Origin of the sequence: Petrotoga olearia DSM 13574 (assembly GCF_002895525.1) — a bacterium.
GTDB lineage: Bacteria > Thermotogota > Thermotogae > Petrotogales > Petrotogaceae > Petrotoga > Petrotoga olearia.
The window spans coordinates 207421-226898 of sequence record NZ_AZRL01000022.1; the positions used below are offsets into that span (position 1 = coordinate 207421).

Sequence of the window (19478 nt, forward strand, 5' to 3'; positions counted from 1 at the left end):
AAACTAACCTTACCAAGCAGGAGGCAAAGCATGGATCTTAGAAATATACGAATACATCTAATTAAAGAAATGAGAGAAAAAGGATACAATCCGTATAAGTACAATTTTCAAAAAAATTATACTTCCCAACAAATCAAAGACCTTTTCGATAGTAAAATAGAGGCTGGCCAACAATTGCCTGATCAAGTTTTTAATTTCGCCGGAAGGTTGATGAATCTAAGAAAACACGGCAAATCCGCTTTTGCTGATTTAAAGGATGAATTTGGACGTATTCAAATATATATCCGTTTGGATCAAGTAGGACAAGAAAGTTATGATTTTTTCAAAGAATATATTGATATCGGAGACTGGGTAGGAATAAATGGTTATCCTTTCAAAACAAGAACAGGCGAATTAACCCTTTTGGCTTTTGAAATAGAATTACTCTCAAAAGCTGTTCGCCCCCTTCCTGAAAAATGGCATGGGCTCAAAGATAAAGAAGTTCGATATAGACAAAGATATGTGGATATGATCGCAAACGATGATACCATTAAAACCCTTAGAACACGTTTTTTAGTCATCAAATACATTAGAGAATACTTAAACGACAAAGGCTTTTTAGAAGTCGAAACTCCTGTTCTTCAAAGTATAATGGGGGGAGCAAATGCAAGGCCATTTATTACTCACCTAAACGTTTATGATATAGATATGTACCTACGGATAGCTACGGAATTACATCTTAAAAGATTGGTCGTCGGTGGGATGGAAAAAGTTTATGAAATAGGGAAAATTTTCAGAAACGAAGGTGTTTCCAACAAGCATAATCCAGAATTTACGTCTATTGAATTGTATCAGGCTTTTGCTGATTATAATAATATGATGGAACTAACCGAAGACCTTTTGTACAACATTACCAAAAAAGTTCACAACAAAGCGAAAGTTATGTACCAAGGAGAAGAAATAGATTTTACACCTCCTTTCAAAAGAATAAAGATGAGAGAATTCATACAAGAAAATCTTGGAATAGATATATTAGAAGCTAGTGATCAAGAACTTAAAGATTTTTTGAAAGATAAGGGCGAAGAAGTAGAAATAGAAGATAGATACCATTATCTAGACAAAGTTTGGGATTTAGTCGAAGATAAACTCGTTCAACCTACTTTTGTTATGGATTATCCAATAGAACTATCTCCACTTGCAAAAAGAAAAAAAGATGACCCAAGGTTAACAGAAAGATTTGAATTAATAATAAAAGGCAACGAAATAGCTAACGCCTTTTCTGAATTGAACGATCCTCAAGATCAATTTGAAAGATTTAAAAAACAAATGGAACTCAAAGAGTTGGGTGATGAAGAGGCTCAAATGATGGATCTTGATTTCATAAGGGCGTTAGAATATGGTTTACCTCCCACTGGAGGACTAGGAATAGGTATCGACAGAGTTTGTATGTTGCTTACCGATACCCCGACTATTCGCGATATTATACCTTTTCCAATTGTAAAACCTGTGTCTTTCGAAGATGAAGAAGCTATGTCAAAAGAAGAAGATACTAACGAATAAAAGAGGATTTCAATGCATTTAAAAGCCTTTGGAAAAGTTAACCTTTACTTAGATGTAATTAGTAGACGAAAAGATAACTATCATAATATTTTAACCCTTTTCCAATCGATTAACAAACACGACGAAATATTTATCGAATTTTCTAAAAGTGAAATATTCGAATCAGAACCTCCCTTGACCATTTCATGGGATAAAAATATAATAAAAAAAGCAATTGAGACCTTTAAAAAAGAAACCGGTTTGTACGATTTTAACTTAAAAATTAAACTTATTAAAAATTTACCTATCGGTGGAGGAGTAGGAGGAGGAAGTGCTGACGCCGCAGCTGTTTTGGGCTTCCTCTCAAATATTTTTAACATACCAGAAAAAGACTTATTCGAAATAAGTTGCAAAATTGGAAGTGATGTTCCTTTTTTGATAAAAGGTGGAACTGCTATTGGTAAAGGTAAAGGGGAAATTTTGGAATTTTTGGAACCTTTAAAATTAAATATTAAAATATACCCCATGAACTATAACATTGATACAAAAAAAATGTATGAAAAAATCGACCAAAATTGGGAAAGTATCAATCATTTTGGTGATCCCTACAAACTGTACGACGCTTTAAAAAGCAACGACATTATAACTGCTAAACAAAATGCGTTTAACGTTTTCGAACAAGTGGTATTCAAAGAATATCCTAAATTGAAACAAAAAAAGAAAGCCCTAGAAAAGGATGAAGGGATTATATTTGCTTTGATGTCTGGTTCAGGTAGTACTATATACAAAGTGATTTCAACTAACTGAACTCTTTATCCAACTTATAGACAAAAGCAATTATTTCAGCAGCTATCTCATACATTTCAGGAAGAATTTCTTCATCCAAATCCAAACCATAAAACTCTTCGACAGCTTTTTCGCTTTTGACTATTGGTATGTTTTCCTCTTCAGCTATTTCTATAATTCTTCTGGCTATTGAATCAACACCTTTAGCAACAACTTTAGGTGCTTGATCTGTTCCTTGTTTATACCGTAAAGCTACTGCTTTTTTTGAATTAGACATTTTTTCACCACTTTTTTAAATATTCTTTCATTGTTTCAACAATATAATCAACATCTTTTTTACTTACCCAATAATTAGTAACAAATCTGAATTCTCCATTTTCTGGTGGATTTATTTTAATACCTTTTTCTAAAAAAAACTGTGTTATTTCCTCAAAACATATATCTTTGTTTATTGTGAAAAAAACCATATTTATCTGAATATCGTCTAAGTTCACAGAAATTTCAGGGATTTCGCCCAGTTTTTCTCCAAGATATCTGGCGTTTTCATGATCCTCTTTCAATCTGAATCTCATCTTCTCAAGGGCAATTAACCCTGCTGCAGCTAAAAATCCTGCTTGCCTTAAACCCCCACCCATCAATTTGCGCTTCTTTTTGGCCTTTTGGATGAAATCTTTACTCCCAGCCACAATTGAACCTACAGGAGCACAAAGACCCTTTGAAAGGCAAAACATGACCGAATCACAATATTGAGTTATCTCTTTGGGATCAACATTCAAGTAGGTCGCAGCGTTGAACACTCTAGCTCCATCTAAATGAACTGGAATTCCATTCTCGTGTGCTATTTCAGATATTTCTTTCATATTTTCAAGCGGAACAACCCTTCCATTGGAATGAGCATTCTCTAGACATATCAAGCCAGTAGAAGGAAAATGAAGATCGTCTTCTCCCTTTCTTATTCTTTTTTTAATATCTTGAGGTGACATAACTCCCTTATCACTATTTATAGTCCTCAATTGTACTCCAGCGATTACTGAAGCCGACCCAACTTCGTGAACAACTATGTGTGAACTATCATCAAGGATAACTTCATTCCCTCTTTCACAATGTGTAAAGATGGAAAGTTGGTTACCAAAAGTTCCACTAGGTACAAAAACTGCATCTTCTTTTCCTACTACTTCTGCAGCATATTTTTCTAATTTTTTTATCGTCGGATCTTCATCGTAAACATCATCACCGACTTCTGCCTTAAACATCGCTTCTCTCATCTCTTGAGTAGGTTGTGTAACGGTATCACTTCTGATATCTATGTATCTCACTAGAAATCCTCCTCTTTCTTAAAGCTCTTTCAAATCTAATTTCTTCTTTAAATATTTATTTACTCTATATGAAAAAGTAGTTAAAATTATTACTCCAATCATAATTGAAGCTCCAGCTATCTGCAATCCAGAAAATCTCTCCCCCAAAAAAACAAATGAAAATAATGAAGCAAATATTGGTTCGCCAATGAATATAAGAACGGTTGAATTTGAACCGATTACCTTTTGATATCTAACTTGCAAAAAATTTACAACTATGGTCGCTAAAATTGCGGTGTATATAATCGTTATCCAAATGGGAGTACCTAATCTCCAACTAGAGTTGAATGATATTGACAAATTGATTATAGCAGCAAATAAAAATTGATATGCTAAAAGCGAAGTTTCTTCAACAACTTTTGAAAATTTTGTTATTATAACAATATGAACTGCAAACAAAACGGCACCCAAGAGCGTTAAGAAATCTCCAAAATTAAATCCTGAAACACCTCCAAAAAGCATGTAAGAACCTAACAAAGACAAGGGAAAACACAACCACTGAATGAAGTTGGGTTTTTCTTTTTCAATTAAATAAGAAATTATAGGGGTGAACGGAATATATAAAGAGGTAATAAATCCACTTTTGGAAGCATCTGTAAAATTTATTCCATAAGTTTGTAAAGCATGTGCCAATCCTAAAATTATTCCTAAGGTTGCCCCATATTTGAAAGAATGCTTTTTCCAAATAAGGAAAGACAAAACAGCTGCAATACCAAACCTTATAAACAAATAGGGCAAAGTTTGAAGGTCAGTTAAAACAACCTTGTGAATTGGAAAGGTGGAACCCCATATCACAGTAACTAGCAAAAGCCATAAAAATGCTCTAATCAATCCATACTCCCCCATTTTTCTTGTTTATTTTGGAATATTATACCAAATTTTTAATTCGAATTTAAGAAGCATTCTTAATTAAACTTAAGAATTTTTAATACAAATTGTTGTGTTTTGGTGTATAATTGAGAAAAACTTATTGAGAAAGGGGGTAATGTTTTCAAGTTAAGAAATCCATCTGTAGGAACTGTAGAATACGAAGATTTGATTAATTTCATTAAACTATTTTTAGAAAACAAAAGTTACAAAGTGTGGGTAGGAACCGATAGCCATGCAAGAGATGGACATGTAACCTTTGCTACTGCTATAGTAATTTACAAAGTAGGCAATGGAGCTACTTATTTTTATTATGTCACTCACGAACGTAGGTCATACGATATGTACTCAAGATTAATAAAAGAGGCAGAATTTAGTTTAAATACAGCAGAATTTATTGAAAATAACTTAAATTTAGTAAAGCCAGAAATACACCTTGATATAGGATTAAACGGTAGATCAAAAGAAGTTCTTAACGTTATTACTGGGTACGTAAAAGGTTTGGGATATAATTATAAAATAAAACCAGAATCCTTTGCAGCTACCAACGTTGCTCATTTATATACCAAGTGAAAATATTTCTTCAATTTTTCCTGATGACGAAATGCTGTTCGTTAGTTTTAATATCTATGTATTCCATGTTTTCAAATACTTCTCTTATCATTTTTGAATGCATTATGAGTAATCTTTTGCCCTCGTATCCTATTACTCTATATTCAATCCCTCTTGCTATTTCACCGAATTCTCCCTCTCTCAACTGTCAAAGTCAGGAAACAGGAGAAATGATCGTTTTACAAAATATCTCTGAAGGTATAAGATTGATTACCTTCGTTACTTATAGGATTACTGATAGGCAGATTTTTTAAGAACGGGAATGGTAATACTCAACAAAATATTCTTAAATTTCTAAAACCTACTGTGATCTGGTTGATACTTGGTTCGGCATATACAATGGGAATCACTAATGTCGAAAATTTGATGAGCTTTCTTATATTTATTGGTGTTTTGTTGCTTTTATTTTTCACAAAATTAAATCCCATTTTTATAATAATTATGACAGGAGTATTGGGAATTATTTGTTACTAGGATATATATCTTTGTAACTGAGAATATTGCCAACTTTTCTTGCCGATTTTATAGCTCTTATAATTGATTTTTCTACCACTTCTGCTGCCACTTCACCAATTAAAGTAACGTCGCTTGGTAAATCACCTGTAGACAAACAAAAAATAGCATCCCCATCGTACATAGTATGAACAGGTCTTATTGCTCTTGCCATTCCGTCATGGCTCATTTGAGCAACTTTGTTTGCTTCTTCTTTAGATAATTTTGCATTTGTAGCTACAACGGATAGAGTTGTATTTTCACCTGGATTAGCATTAAAACTCAATTTTTTCATATATTCAGATATATTCAAAAATTTATTGTCTTGGTCTATAGCCCCAGCTATTATTTCTCCTTTTTCGTAAACATCTCCTGTAGCGTTCACAACTGTTATAGCCCCGACAATTATTCCATACCCTAATTCAATAGAGTAACTCCCTACTCCACCTTTCATAGCATTCTCAACACCTGCTGCCTTACCAACGAGTGCCCCAATTCCTACACCAACACATCCTTCTTCAACAGGAACTGACGATGCTAATTTTGCTGCGATATAACCAGATTTCTTATCGGGTCTAACGTTTGGGTCTCCTATATCCAAATCGTAAATAACGGCAGAGGGTACTATAGGGACTTTCACGGTGTTTGTTTGAAAGCCAATACTATTTTCTTCTAAGAATTGCATAACTCCACCTGCTGCATCTAAACCAAAAGCACTTCCCCCGGTTAATAAAATAGCGTGTACCTTTTGAACAAGATTCCCAGGTTTTAGTAAGTCTGTTTCTCTTGTACCCGGAGCTGAGCCTTTGACATCTACTCCACCTACAGCCCCATTTTCGGCTAGAACAACCGTACAACCTGTTAAGGATTTATAATCAGTGTAGTGTCCTACTTTTATTCCTGGAACGTCAGTTATACTATTGAACATATCTAGTCTTCTCCTTTTTTAAAATAACTCTCTGAGAATTTTACCCCTTCAAGAAAAGAAAAATTGCCTATATATTTTGAAAACTTTTGTAATTATATACTTCCACTAATTCTTTGTAATCATCAAACCAATAGGCTTCTGGATTTCTTTTGAATACAAAAAATTTACCATAGTTATCAGGATTGTGCGCTCTATGATAACGAAAGATAATATTTTTACTTGTCAATGCGGTAACCTCTATTTTACCGGATTCATGTGACATTACAAATCTTGGTCTTTTGGCCAAACCTGAAATATCTTCTAAGGATTCTAGGAATATTGAATAAGCTTTTTCTAAAGGAATAGTAAAACCTTTGTTTCCCATTACAGGCCTATTCTGAAATACATAATAAGGAGGAATACCGTTAAAGGATAGCTTTTTAAATAATGTCGATAATGTCTTAGGATTATCATTGATACTATGCAAAAGAGGGGTTTGATTTGCTATTATGGCTCCAGAATTTTGGAGTATATTTATTCCTTGTATAGAAAAAGTGGTTAATTCTTTGGGATGATTAAAGTGAACGATAAAATATAATTTTGTACCACTATTGGAAATTTCTTTAATTAAACTCGGTAGAGTACCATCCGATATTATTCTAAAAGGGTTAAAGGCTGGAGTTTTTGTACCTATTCGAATGATTTTTACATGATCTATTTCACAAATAGATTCTATAATTGATTTAAGTTTATTTGTTGAAAGAAGTAAAGGATCTCCACCAGTCAAGAGAACATTTGTGATTTCTTCGTGTTTTCGGATATAATCAATATCTTGATCAATTTCACGGGTTCTAACTACTTCTTTACCGACGTTCTTGAACAATCTTTTTCTAAAACAAAATCTACAGAAACTTCCACATACATCATTTACTAATAGTAAAGCGGTATCTCTATACTTATGTTGTAGACCTTTACTTATTGTATATGAATGTTCTTTTGAGGCGTCTTCTAATCCCCACTCTTCCAATTCTTCAACACTTGGAATTATGATCTTTCTTATAGGATCATTTTTGTCTTTCCAGTTGATTAAGTCCAAGTAATATTCATTAGCTCTAAACTTATACTTTTCTTCAACAGGTTTAAGTTCTTTTAGCTCTTCTTGTGAAATCCCTTTTACTTTTTCCAATTTAGTAACATATTCTGGATACATCGATATCACTCCCCTAATATTTTTCATCATCGGCATTTATATTATTCTTTTTGAGAAAATTTTTCAATAAGGAAGAAATCTCATATTTCAATCTTTTTAATAAGTAGCCATAAACATTAGTAAAAAATAAATAAAGAAGTATTATTATGAATAAACCTTTTCCCCCAGTTACAAAATCCGGAAGGAGCTCCCCAAAGAAAGTATACATAAGATAAAAAGCAAGGATTGAAAGAGAGGTAATGAATAAATGTTTTAACAACCATTTTTCTACAACAATAAAAGCAAGGATTGGAAGAAAAAAGAGCAAAAAAATCCCAATCGCTTCAACGACAAAGCCACTGATAAATATTAAAAAGAAAATTGAAATACTGAAGATAAATGCGTATCTTTTTTCTAAAAAGAAAACTCCCAGAGGAAGAATTAAACTAACAACGGCGGGAGCGATTCTCAAATACCTTGACATAAGGAAAAGAAAGTAAAAAAAGATAATCAAAAATGCGGTTTTTATAAGGGGATTTTTTATATTTAAATTCATAAACTTTTAAAACCAATTACAAAGATCTCCGCCACCACATTCACAAAGGGTATCTAAACATACAGTGGCTCCTAAACATTGTAAACAGTTACCACATCCACTTCTTCCATAGCTATAGTAACCTGCTCTAAAAGTATTCATCCTTTCTCTAAATTTTTCATCTTCTTTATATTTTAAAAATAGGTTTTTGAAATCTCCCTTTTTTATTTGCTCTGGAATGGTTTGTTGCTCTTTCATCTTTTTTTCCTCCATCTAAAATTTTTGTGACAGAATTTCTGTGATATATCAAAGAAAAAGTGGCTAACTTTTTTACTAAATACTTATTGAAATTAGCAATTTCTCCTATATTTTCTACGAATTCTTTTGAACATAAATCGTAAGTAAACAAAATTCGTTCTTTTTGATCCTGAGTTAATTCTTCTAATTTTTTAACACCAAAAGAACTTGCTATAGCATTAAAGTTTCTCTTCTTTATATCTTTATCGAAATCATAAACACTGTCTACCAAATATATCAAATAAGCGATTACAACAGGCATGGTTGCTGGATATCCTTGAGGAAAAAATTTTTCGAATAACATTTCCATAATTTCTTGAGATGGCTTAGCATAATCATCCAAATCCAAATTTTGTTCTTCTACCTTTTGTTGCTTCATTAATAGATGATTGTATTCTTTGATAGTCATGGGATCAAAGTGTTCAAGTAATTTCGTTTCAAACTTATTAAAAATTTTCTTTGGAATTGGTTTTCCTTCTAATTTGTAATCTAAAAGTTTTCCATAGATTATGAGTAAGTTGAGATAAGCATAAGGTGTCATGAAAGAATTATTCTCCGGTTTAAATCTTTTTTTTAATCCTACATACGGACACCTGAATTCGTTAAAACTCTCAACAGGATTATTCAACATTGAAAAGAAAACCACTTCTTTTACCGTCGTAAGTCTATAGAACTCTCCAAAATTTTCTTTCAAAGAATGACATAATCCACAATAGTAATATAGATAGCTTTTTCTTTCTTCTTCGGTAGGGGTAAAATAGATAGATATATATCCGTACATTATTTTAACCTCATTTGTATTAATTTTCCGCCCATCAGGATAAAGGTGTTAGGTGGAACTTAATAAACCTCAAATCTATGTTTCTTTGAAAATGTTTTATCCCCTATATTCACACTGAATTGAATTTCATACTTTCCTGATCTATCCAAAGTAATAGTTTTAACGTTTGATAAATCAAATACCTTTGATGTTCCCAATTCGGATATATATACCCTAGATAAATTGTTACTCTCATAGTTATAAATTATCTGTCCTTCGTAGAATAATTTAAAAAGAACTTGCGAAATTTCAAAGGCTTTAGCTTCTTTATTAGAATTTCTTATCAGACCTTCAAAATCAAGTTGATCTCCTCTTGACGCAACTGAAACAACATAAACTAAAAGAGAAATATCATTGCAGTTTTTATCTATTTGATCGACTATATTCAAAGTGGTTACATAAGTTTGCTCAAGGGAATTAAAGTCAAATAAGACAAAATAATTTCCTGGATCCAACTTTTTGTTAATTTCAAAATCCAAAGATATTGAAGACAATGGATTTAAATTTAATGTCCCAAAAGAAAATCTTTGTGAGTGTATTACCTTTTCTCTTTGCTTTATTGTTAGGGTTCCAAATAATTCTTTGTTAAAGGTTTCGTTGGTTCCATTTACTGCTAATATGCTAACAGAAGGGAATTCCGTAGTTAGGTAGAACATCTCTTTAGCAGAAATATCTATAATCAATCCTTTATCATATTTAAAGGTTTTTACAAGATTTACGTTTTGATCATTTAAGATAAAGGCCACTCTGGCTTCATAAGTTCCTTTATCTAAATTTGAGATCTCCTTTTCTCTTAAGAGATCAAAAACCAAAATTGTTTGATATTGGGAAATATCAGTTTCTACGGGTTGAGGAAATACATAACTGTATACAACCTCCGAATTTTCCTGGTTTACTATCAAAAATGAAAAATTATTAATTTTTATATGAGAATCTTTGTTGTTGGTGTTTTGTATAGTAAGTTTTATATCTAAGTTATCTGGATAGTAATATTCTTCTTTTGATTCTAAATTAATATGAAAACCTTTTATAACTACACTGTAAGGCATATCAAATCTTGAACTTCCACGTCCCATAAAAATAAATATCAATGTTAATATGGACAAAAAAATAACAATGTAAAATGTCCATCTAATTATTCTTTTTTTTGGTTGTTCTCTTCTTTCTTTCTCTTTTTTTCTTTCTTCATCATACTTTTGCCATTCTTCTGGACTTTTTGAAAAGTATTGCATGATTTTATCTCACTATTATTTAGAATGAAGATAAATTATTTAAATACTGATCTTCACTAATTAAACCTTCATTAAAAAATTTACCAAGTGTGGGTAATGGATCTATATAGCAATCAGAATCTTTGTATTTATCACTTATAAAATTGATACTTTTACCCTGTGAAATATCTTTTTTCAAATTTTTTGAAATTACTAAACCTTCAAAAATCGTTATAAAACCTTTTTTCCCAGTATTATAACATTGCTGACACCCGTTCCCTTGACAGAAAGAACAATTTTTAGGTATTAATCTTTGATTAAGGATAAGATCTAAACTTTCAGAAAGATTCTTTACTTCTATTCCAAACATCTTCAGCCTTTGAAGTACTAAAAAAACATTCTTAGCGTGTAACGTGGAAAACACCAAATGACCCGTTATCGAAGATTCAAATAACAATTTTGCAAAATTTCTCTCCCTAATTTCACCCACAACTATTAAATCAGGATCTTGCCTTAATATATATTTTAAAATATCTGCTTTCTCTTCCTCACTTTTTGATACTATTTGAATTATACCTGGATTATTATATTCTACTGGATTTTCTATGCTATGTACTTTTCTTCTTCTCTTAAACTTATTCACTATATATTGCATTGTTGTAGTTTTACCAGACCCTGTAGGTCCAGAAAAAATAAGCATTTTTGATTTTTGATCAATTAATTTTTCCACATTAGAAAGAATCGAAGGTTCCAAAACAACTTTAATATCATCTATGTTTCTTAATTTTCTTAAAACACAACTTATTCCTCCTGAAGACCTAACAAAGGAAGCCCTATAATTAATCTCTTGAAAACTAAAAGAACCGTCGATATTTTCAAAATCTTTTACTATATCGTACCCACAATTGATAAGTAATTTGTTTAGCACTACTTCGTATTCATATGACCCCATAGTTTCTAAAGTTATTAAATCCCCACAGTATCTGGCTTTAACATCTATCTTTCCTTCATGCGGCTCAAAATGAAAATCTGTAATATTTTCATCGTCATACTTTTTCAAAAAGTTATCTAAAATATTTTCTTCAACTTTATAGTTTTTTAGGCTTTTATCGTATAACAGATAGAAATTAGAAGGTTTTCTTTTCATTATTATTGTTGGACTTCTTCACCTTGAATTTCTTCTACATGATCTTGCAAATATTTGTTCAATTTGGATATCTCTTCAGCAACTATACCTTTCCCAAATTGTCTGTATAAAGCTGGTTGCTCATAAAGATCTAGATAGTTTTCTTCTCCAGGTAATTTGTCGTAACCCGATGCTATAACTGTAACTTTAATAACTTCTGGAGGCAAATCTATAAGTGTGATTCCCATTTTTAGCCTTGCATCATCTATCGCGTATGAACGTAAAATTTCGTTGACAATTTTTACATCTTGTGTTGTAGGAGTTTTACCAGCAATGTTTACCAAAGCAGCGGTCGCATTCCTCACAGGATCTTCCAAGATCTTACTGTTCAATGCATTTTTTATAGCTTCTTCGGCTCTTTTTTCTCCTTTTGCAAGACCAATACCAAGCATAGCCGAACCTTTTATGCGTAATACCGAAGCTACGTCTGCAAAATCTAAATTGATCATACCTGGCTTGGTTATTAAATCAGAAATACCTGTTATTGCTTGAATAAGTATTTCATCAGCTTTCTCAAAGGCTTTGTCAATGGGGATATCATCGTCGTTATCTATGAGTTTATCATTTGATATTTTAATTAAACTATCCACATACTTTTTAGTTTCTTGAAAACCCTTCAAAGCTATTCTTTCTTTTGTTGATCCTTCAAAGTGAAAAGGTAAGGTAACTATAGCCACAGTCAAAATACCCATTTGTGTAGCTAAATCAGCTATAATAGGTACAGCTCCAGTCCCTGTGCCTCCTCCTAAACCTGCGGTTATAAATAAAAGGTCTGCATCTTTTAAAGTTTCTTTTAAATCATCTTGACTTTCTAAAGCTGATCTTTTACCAATTTCTGGATCTCCGCCGGCACCTAAGCCCTTTGTCAGCTCTTTTCCCAATTGAATTTTTCTAGGTGCGTCATTATTTTCTAATACCTGAACATCCGTGTTCGCTGCAATCAGTTCTACATCATCAATACCTTTTTTTATCATCCTTTGAATAGCATTATTGCCTGCTCCTCCGACACCTATAACTTTTATCTTGTAACTCGTTTTCCTACTAAACAACTTATTCTGTTTATTGATTTCTTCCATTTCAAAGGGCATCTTCTTCTTCACCTCCCGTTATCTTTTTAAAAAAAGTTTTGAAGGCGGTTGTTGTTTTTTTGGAAGATTTATTTCTTTTGGGGGATTCAGAACGCGTCTCTCTACTTTTTTCATAAAGATTTTCTTCCAATAAATCTATTCTATATCTTTCTATTAATCCAAAAACAGTTTGAAACTCTGGATCTTTTACTAACTCATCTGGAACATTCTTGAACGAGTCGAAAGATACTATAGAACTCTTCCTGAAATTTTCGCCCATCAATTCCTTAATAGTGATCTCAATATTTCTTATCTTTGAACCTCCCCCAGTCAATACTATCCCTCCCTGTAAAGCCCCTACTTCAAAAGTTCTTTCATAACCTATTTTTGAGAGTTCTCCATTTAACCTGCTTATGATTTCTCTTACTCTAGCAAAAATGATTTTATTTAAAAGACTTAGAGGAACGTAAGAATAACCGCTACCTGTCAATAATTGAAAATTTACCTTTTTCATTGTTTTGGTTTCTCTTGAACATGACCCTTCCTCTTCCAATAATCTATGAGCTTCTTTTTCAGAAACCTTAAGTACGTTGGAAATATCTTTTAATACATATTTCATCCCATAAGGAAAAGTGTAGAATAATTTTGGAATACCGTCCTTAAAGATGATTATCCTACAAGAATTGTAACCAAAATCTATAACTGTAATTCCAACATTTCTATCGTTGGGAGTGGTAATAATATAACTATTTGATAAAGTTGAATCGTATATAGGAATTTCAGAAGTATACACAATGTCTTTTAAAACATTAATTAACAGCGAAAAGGCATTCTCATCTACCCAAACAACATTTAGTGTTGTAGTTAACGACTTTTCCGCAAAAAAAGAAACTGGATTTTTCACCCTTTTTTCGTCAATATGAAACTTCACAAAGTTAGAATCCAAAATTATTTTTCCTTCGTCTGTGTATTTTTTTATAACGTTTTTTTTGATGTTTCTGAGTTCATTTTCTCTAATTTCTGTTCTTTTACTAAACTCAACGGTAAAATTCTCTTCAGTGATATTTAAAGCGTTAGTAGAATATCCTACAATAATCTCGGGATTCTTAAACTTTTTTTGAGACTCCTGTTTCAAATTTTCTATAAGTGTTTCAATTGATTTACGTAATGATTCCATATCTTGAATTTCCCCGTTAATAATACCATCAACTGGCAGTTTACTCAGTGAAATTGGCACTATATGCTCGTTTTCATCTGTTTCAAAAAGTATTCCCTTTAGAAAAAAACTACCTATATCAATTCCAATCAAATAATCTTTAGCCATATTATAACCCCCGATCATCGATTTTAAAAAAACTTTGGTTACTAATAAAATAATTCCCAGGTCCCAAGAATTCTATATTACTAAGTGTTGCTAAAAAATCATTAATTTCTGGTAATTTAAGGTATTCAATTCTTATGTTATTATAACAAAGTATTTCTTTATTTGGAAAATTTATTTCTCTAATCGAAGTATTGAAATAAATACCCTTGATAAAATTGAGCTCTTCCTCTTTTTTAATTTTGTCTTTCGAAAAAATTACTTCGATGAATTTTGGTTGTGGATAATCGCTAACAAATGTTATTTTATCATATATATCAAAATAAAAATATCTATTATTTATTTCTATGTAATAAATACTTTTCTCAGTTTCTATTTTATCTTTATAAGCAAACAGCTCTTCTTGAGTTCCAAAAAAAGGATGGAGATTGTAAAAACAAATTGTTAAAAGTAGAAGGTAAAAAAAAGTTAAAGTTAATTTTTTCCATTGCACTAGATATCGAGCTCTTTCACCTTATTAGCATTTGATTCAATAAACTCTCTTCTAACAGAAGGATCATATCCCATGAGTATTTCTAACATCTCCTCTGCCATTTCTAAATCTTCTATCTTTATTTTTACAAGTTTTCGAGTTTCTCTATCCATAGTAGTCTCTCTCAATTGGTCAGGATTCATTTCTCCTAACCCCTTATATCTTTGTAACCTCCACTTTTTATCAGCATACTTTTTCTTCAATTCTTCAAGTTCTTCGTCGGAATAAAGATAAAAATGTTGTTTTCCAACCTCAAATCTATACAGAGGTGGTTGAGCAATGTATACATGCCCTTCTTCTATTAGAGAACGCATGTATTTGTGAAAAAGCGTCAATACTAAAGTTCTAATATGGGCACCATCAACATCTGCATCGGTCATTATAATGATCTTACCATATCTCAATTTGGACAAATTAAACTCTTCTCCTATGCCAGTACCTAAAGCTGTGAAAATATTTGAAACTTGTTCATTTTTTAAAAGTTTCAAAAAATCAGTTTTCTCTGCATTAAGAATTTTCCCTCTTAAGGGTAAAATTGCCTGGTACATCCTATCTCTAGCTTGTTTTGCGTTTCCCCCTGCAGAATCCCCTTCGACTATAAAAAGCTCAGATTCATTTAAATCCTTCGACGTACAATCTGCCAACTTTCCTGGTAAAGTTGTATTTTCGAATATCGTTTTTCTCTTGATATTGTCTCTCGCTCGCTTAGCAGCTAGTCTTTTTTTGTAAGCTAAAAACATTCTTTCAAAAATGTTTTTAGCTTCTTTTATATTTGCATCAAAATATAAGGATAATTTTTCTGTAGTTATTTGATTTACTGCTTCTCTAGCAAGTTTAGACCCCAATCTTCCCTTTGTTTGACCTTCGAAAACGGGGTTGGGCATTTTTACATGTATTATGGCTAATAATCCTTCTCTTACATCTTCTCCGCTAAAATTATCGTCTTTTTCCTTTAAAACGTTGTACTTCCTTGCATATTCGTTTGATAGTCTAGTTAGAGCTTGCTTGAATCCAGATTCATGTTCTCCACCATCAATAGTTCTAATGTTGTTCACAAAAGAAATAATATTGCTTTCTTCAGAATCGGTATAAACGAAAGCAATTTCCACTTGAATCTCAGATTCCAACTTGCTATATTGATACAATCCATAAAGATATACCGGCTCGGAAATAGGATTCATCTTTCGCCGTTTCAAAACGTAATTTATAAATTCACTCAAGCCACCTTGGAAATGGAACTCTTGCCTATAATCTCTTTTCGTATCTTCAAAGATAACTTTCAAGTTAGGATTTAAAAAGGCTATTTCCTTCAGTCTATTTTCAATTAATCGTGATTCAACGGTTATATCTCCCTCATCGAATATTTCTTTGTCAGGGAGAAATTTCACAATAGTTCCGGTCTTGTCTGTTTCTCCTATAATAATTAAATCTGTTTGAGGAACACCTTTTGCATACTTTTGATAGTATATTTTCCCGTCTCTGAAGACTTTTACTTCCATATATTCCGAAAGAGCGTTAACCACAGATGCTCCTACTCCATGTAACCCTCCACTAACCTTATAAGCTTTTTTATCAAACTTTCCACCGGCATGAAGTGAAGTCATAACTAATTCCAATGTATTTTTGTTTTCAGTTGGGTGTATATCTACGGGTATACCTCTTCCATTATCCTCAACTTCAACTGAATCATCCTGATTTAAAGTAACTCGAATGGTATCACAAAAGCCATTAACATGCTCATCTATGGCATTATCAATTATCTCGTAAACCATATGGTTTAATCCCGATTTACCTGTTGATCCAATGTACATTCCAGGCCTTAGTCTAACAGGTTCTAAACCTTTCAAGACCTTTATATCGTTTCCAGAATATGCTTTTTCTACCATTTAAACACCTCCACAAGCGTTTCTCAAGAAACAATTCTAATTCTATTTATCGTTTCATTTTCTAGAATAGAATTTAACGCGTTCAACACTATTTTTTCCCTAAAAAGTATTTCCTGTTTGACATAATTATTAGAACAGGCTATTTCTAAAACCTTCTCTTTTAAGAGATAATTTTTGACTATCACATGTTTTGATAGATTCTCAGGAAGATACTTAGGTATTTCTTCTCTTAATTTCTTTATTATGTATATTTTTTTGTAAACCAAATTTTTTTTAGAAAGTTCTTTTAAAACACCTTCAAATTTTTCTTCCATTTAGACCATCTTAATAATAAGCTTTTTCTCTCAATCTTCTATTTTTTCTGTTATGAAATCTTTCCAATTATCAAGAATAGCTTCTGTTACCACACCAGGTACAGTAAAAGTAAAATCGGGAAAAATTCTTCTAACTGGTACTACTCCTCTTGAAGTGTGGGTAAGAAACACTTCCTCGGCAGATAAAAGTTCCCAAACTTGAACATTTGCTTTCTCTTCAACTTCTAAAGATAAATCATTTGCCAATTCAAGAACATCTTCTCTGGTTATACCTGGCAATATTCCCGATGAAATATGAGGTGTCAACAACATACCTCCGCTGACGTAAAAAATATTAGAATATGTACCTTCGGTAACATTACCGTATTCATTCAAAACAATAGAATCATAATAATAATCATATTTTTTATGCACATATTTGATTGACCCATTTAAAGGTGTTTTTACATAATAAGGAATAATAGGAGATGAAGGTTTCCTTTCTCTAGCTATATTTACTACCACTCCTTCTTCAATCAGATCCACATCCTCTTTTAACTCTTCAACAAAGCAATAAAATGTTTTATATTTCGAAGTGAAAGGAGTTACATATATTTTAAATCTGAATTCCTCATAATTATGAATCTTTTTTGCTTGATTTAAAATTATTTTTATCTTTTCCAGAGGTGGTATTTCAAGTGACATAAAATCAGCAGAACGTTTTAACCTGTCATAATGCCTTTTTAAATTGTAGGGAATGCCTGAATAAGTTCTAAGTACATCATAAATTGAATAACCATTTACAAAACCTTCATCATCACCGCTAACCAATGGAAATTCTACCCACTCTTTACCATTATAAAACATTTGATACCACCCCTTTATTTTCTTTAGACAAAGAAGATATTTCAGTCTGCAAAAACTGACCTTTTTCAATTTTTATATCATGAAATTGAATATAATGTGGGATATAATATTCATCATATCCAAAAAAAACATCTTTTAAATGGCTTTCTGCCAATACATTAACTTTAGCCCCCATCATACTCTTCAGATAATTTTTTCTTGAGAGATCAGCAATTTTATTCAGTTGTGAAAGTCTTTCCTTTTTTTCTTTTCCTGGTACCTGATTTTTCATCCTAGCAGCTACTGTTCCTTCACGTGGTGAATACCTAAAACTATGAACTTTTAAAAGCCTAAGTTCTTCAATTGAATCAAACATGATACGTAAATCTTCCTCATTTTCACCGGGAAACCCAACTATGAGATCACAAGTAATAGAAAAATTTGAATCGTACTTTCTTAAGTTTTCGATGGCTTTATAAATCATTTTTCTATTATACTTTCTATTCATTGATTCTAAAATTTTATCTGAAAAATGTTGAATTGAAAGATGTATGTGCCTCTCAAATATTGGATAAGTGTTCAATATAGCAGACAAATTATCGGTTATTATTTCAGGATATAAGGATGTTATCCTTATTCTAACTTCTTTATCGGCAAAACTCTTTCCAATTTGATTTAACAGTTCTTCTAATGTTTCAGAATTGTCCAAGCCGTAATATCCTAAATTTGTTCCGGTTAATACTATTTCTTTATAACCTTTTTCTATGAATTTTTCTATACTTTTTATAACGTCTTTTTTTTGTAAACTTACTATTTTTAATCCTCTCAAAAATTTTATTTTACAGAAGGTACAGGAGTTAATACATCCTTCCTCAATAGGTAAAAAGGCCCTTGTTCGGTTACCGTACGGTTCATCAGGAACTAATATGTCATATTTTTCATTATGATACCAAAAGTATTTATCTGAATATATGCCTTCTTCATCCAATAATCCGTCTATTTGCTTTTTTTCTAAATTACCTAAAACCAAATCTGCGCCTGATTTTTTTAATTCTTCGGGATCAGAAACTGAATAGCAACCGGTAGCTATAATTTTTGAATTTTCATTTAATCTTTTTAATCTTCTAATTGTTTGCCGTACTTTCCTCTCAGCCTCTGAAGTAACACCACAAGTATTTAAAATATAAATATCACTTTCTCCCATTTTTTCTTCAAATACAACATCATAATAAGGAGATAATTTCTCAGCCAGCGCCTGACTTTCAGCCTGATTCATTTTACATCCAAAAGTAATAAAAGAAACTTTACGATTCATATTCTATTTCACCGCTTAATGTTTTGCTAAGGAGCCCTATTCTTCTAATAACCCCCACCAATCTTTCTTCATCATCGACAACGGGCAAAACCTTTAACTTGTTTTTTATAATCACATCTGACACATGTAAAACCGTATCATCAAAATAAACCTTAAACGGCCTTTTTTTCATAAAATCGGATACTGGACGATCCAATATTTTTTTTAATCCATTAAAAAATTGATGACTATCAGGTATAAAAGAAGTAGTTTCCATAAGTTTTAAATACCCTGGAAGAGATGCATCAATTATATCGGTTTCACTTAAATATCCAACCAACCTAAAATTACTTGCAACTATAGGAAGTGCGGACAAATTATGTCTTTGACATACAGTAATAAAACGTTCTACACTCTCATCCTCCATCAAAGAAGTAAGATCTTTCTCCATTATTTCCATGGCT

Annotated in this window: 22 protein-coding genes and 1 pseudogene; 4 read left to right on the forward strand and 19 right to left on the reverse strand. The window is 31.8% G+C overall.

Features of this window, described 5'->3' with window-relative positions:
• Positions 1 to 30: 30 nt before the first annotated feature.
• Positions 31 to 1539 (forward strand): lysine--tRNA ligase, encoded by a 1509-nt coding sequence (gene lysS / locus X929_RS08970; RefSeq protein ID WP_103067681.1) that lies wholly within the window; start codon positions 31 to 33, stop codon positions 1537 to 1539.
• A gap of 12 nt (positions 1540 to 1551) precedes the next feature.
• A complete protein-coding gene (gene ispE / locus X929_RS08975) occupies positions 1552 to 2325 on the forward strand; it encodes a 4-(cytidine 5'-diphospho)-2-C-methyl-D-erythritol kinase (RefSeq protein WP_103067682.1) in 774 nt (257 codons plus the stop codon).
• On the opposite strand, the gene X929_RS08980 is transcribed toward ispE, so the two are convergent.
• Genes X929_RS08980 through X929_RS08990 form a run of 3 tightly spaced genes read right to left on the reverse strand, consistent with a single transcriptional unit; the run spans position 2318 to position 4490 of the window.
• On the reverse strand, positions 2318 to 2581 hold the full coding sequence (locus X929_RS08980) for an EscU/YscU/HrcU family type III secretion system export apparatus switch protein (RefSeq protein ID WP_103067683.1): 264 nt from the start codon (positions 2579 to 2581) through the stop codon (positions 2318 to 2320). The genes ispE and X929_RS08980 overlap by 8 nt on opposite strands.
• Before the next feature lie 4 nt (positions 2582 to 2585).
• A complete protein-coding gene (gene ltaE / locus X929_RS08985; protein ID WP_103067684.1) occupies positions 2586 to 3620 on the reverse strand; it encodes a low-specificity L-threonine aldolase in 1035 nt (344 codons plus the stop codon).
• Between the two features lie 18 nt (positions 3621 to 3638).
• Positions 3639 to 4490, reverse strand: a complete 852-nt coding sequence (locus X929_RS08990) for a DMT family transporter (RefSeq protein WP_245858701.1) — start codon at positions 4488 to 4490, stop codon at positions 3639 to 3641.
• A 204-nt stretch (positions 4491 to 4694) separates the two neighbouring features.
• On the opposite strand from X929_RS08990, the gene X929_RS08995 reads away from it, so the two are divergent.
• Complete coding sequence (locus X929_RS08995; protein WP_245858702.1) at positions 4695 to 5099, forward strand: ribonuclease H-like YkuK family protein; 405 nt, start codon at positions 4695 to 4697, stop codon at positions 5097 to 5099.
• 10 nt (positions 5100 to 5109) lie between these two features.
• Here X929_RS08995 and X929_RS09735 read toward each other — a convergent pair whose 3' ends face one another.
• Positions 5110 to 5283, reverse strand: coding sequence for a hypothetical protein (locus X929_RS09735; protein ID WP_169925021.1), 174 nt, complete (start codon positions 5281 to 5283; stop codon positions 5110 to 5112).
• Between the two features lie 77 nt (positions 5284 to 5360).
• Between X929_RS09735 and X929_RS09000 the strand changes: the two are divergent.
• Positions 5361 to 5612, forward strand: a pseudogene (locus X929_RS09000) (chromate transporter); the annotation flags it as partial.
• Here X929_RS09000 and X929_RS09005 read toward each other — a convergent pair.
• From X929_RS09005 to X929_RS09075, 15 genes are all read right to left on the reverse strand, one after another.
• On the reverse strand, positions 5599 to 6558 hold the full coding sequence (locus X929_RS09005; RefSeq protein ID WP_103067687.1) for a P1 family peptidase: 960 nt from the start codon (positions 6556 to 6558) through the stop codon (positions 5599 to 5601). The pseudogene X929_RS09000 and the gene X929_RS09005 sit on opposite strands and share 14 nt — an antisense overlap.
• Positions 6559 to 6625: 67 nt before the next feature.
• Entirely contained in the window at positions 6626 to 7747 is a 1122-nt protein-coding gene (locus X929_RS09010; protein WP_103067688.1) for a KamA family radical SAM protein, read from the reverse strand.
• 13 nt (positions 7748 to 7760) lie between these two features.
• Entirely contained in the window at positions 7761 to 8210 is a 450-nt protein-coding gene (locus tag X929_RS09015; RefSeq protein WP_146255789.1) for a hypothetical protein, read from the reverse strand.
• Positions 8211 to 8288: 78 nt separating this feature from the next.
• Positions 8289 to 8519 carry a hypothetical protein gene (locus X929_RS09020; protein WP_103067690.1) on the reverse strand — a complete coding sequence of 77 codons (231 nt, stop codon included), beginning with the start codon at positions 8517 to 8519 and terminating at the stop codon, positions 8289 to 8291.
• Positions 8449 to 9339 carry a DUF5685 family protein gene (locus tag X929_RS09025; RefSeq protein WP_103067691.1) on the reverse strand — a complete coding sequence of 297 codons (891 nt, stop codon included), beginning with the start codon at positions 9337 to 9339 and terminating at the stop codon, positions 8449 to 8451. Before X929_RS09025 ends, X929_RS09020 begins: the two co-directional genes overlap by 71 nt.
• 59 nt (positions 9340 to 9398) lie before the next feature.
• On the reverse strand, positions 9399 to 10610 hold the full coding sequence (locus X929_RS09030) for a hypothetical protein (protein WP_103067692.1): 1212 nt from the start codon (positions 10608 to 10610) through the stop codon (positions 9399 to 9401).
• A gap of 19 nt (positions 10611 to 10629) precedes the next feature.
• The gene (locus tag X929_RS09035) at positions 10630 to 11736 is read right to left on the reverse strand and encodes a GspE/PulE family protein (RefSeq protein WP_103067693.1); all 1107 of its coding nucleotides are present in this window, start codon (positions 11734 to 11736) and stop codon (positions 10630 to 10632) included.
• A 2-nt stretch (positions 11737 to 11738) separates the two neighbouring features.
• The gene (gene ftsZ, locus X929_RS09040; protein WP_103067694.1) at positions 11739 to 12863 is read right to left on the reverse strand and encodes a cell division protein FtsZ; all 1125 of its coding nucleotides are present in this window, start codon (positions 12861 to 12863) and stop codon (positions 11739 to 11741) included.
• Positions 12853 to 14166, reverse strand: a complete 1314-nt coding sequence (locus tag X929_RS09045) for a cell division protein FtsA (protein WP_169925022.1) — start codon at positions 14164 to 14166, stop codon at positions 12853 to 12855. Before X929_RS09045 ends, ftsZ begins: the two co-directional genes overlap by 11 nt.
• Position 14167: 1 nt before the next feature.
• On the reverse strand, positions 14168 to 14656 hold the full coding sequence (locus tag X929_RS09050) for a hypothetical protein (protein WP_103067696.1): 489 nt from the start codon (positions 14654 to 14656) through the stop codon (positions 14168 to 14170).
• Positions 14656 to 16581, reverse strand: coding sequence for a DNA gyrase/topoisomerase IV subunit B (locus tag X929_RS09055; RefSeq protein WP_103067697.1), 1926 nt, complete (start codon positions 16579 to 16581; stop codon positions 14656 to 14658). The genes X929_RS09050 and X929_RS09055 overlap by 1 nt, the downstream gene beginning before the upstream one ends.
• Positions 16582 to 16604: 23 nt before the next feature.
• Complete coding sequence (locus tag X929_RS09060) at positions 16605 to 16895, reverse strand: DciA family protein (RefSeq protein ID WP_103067698.1); 291 nt, start codon at positions 16893 to 16895, stop codon at positions 16605 to 16607.
• A gap of 30 nt (positions 16896 to 16925) precedes the next feature.
• On the reverse strand, positions 16926 to 17741 hold the full coding sequence (locus X929_RS09065; protein WP_103067699.1) for an aminotransferase class IV: 816 nt from the start codon (positions 17739 to 17741) through the stop codon (positions 16926 to 16928).
• Positions 17731 to 19035: a tRNA (N(6)-L-threonylcarbamoyladenosine(37)-C(2))-methylthiotransferase MtaB gene (mtaB, locus tag X929_RS09070; RefSeq protein WP_103067700.1), complete on the reverse strand. Its 1305-nt coding sequence runs from the start codon at positions 19033 to 19035 to the stop codon at positions 17731 to 17733. Before mtaB ends, X929_RS09065 begins: the two co-directional genes overlap by 11 nt.
• On the reverse strand, positions 19025 to 19474 hold the full coding sequence (locus X929_RS09075) for a CBS domain-containing protein (RefSeq protein ID WP_245858706.1): 450 nt from the start codon (positions 19472 to 19474) through the stop codon (positions 19025 to 19027). Before X929_RS09075 ends, mtaB begins: the two co-directional genes overlap by 11 nt.
• Between the last annotated feature and the right edge of the window lie 4 nt (positions 19475 to 19478).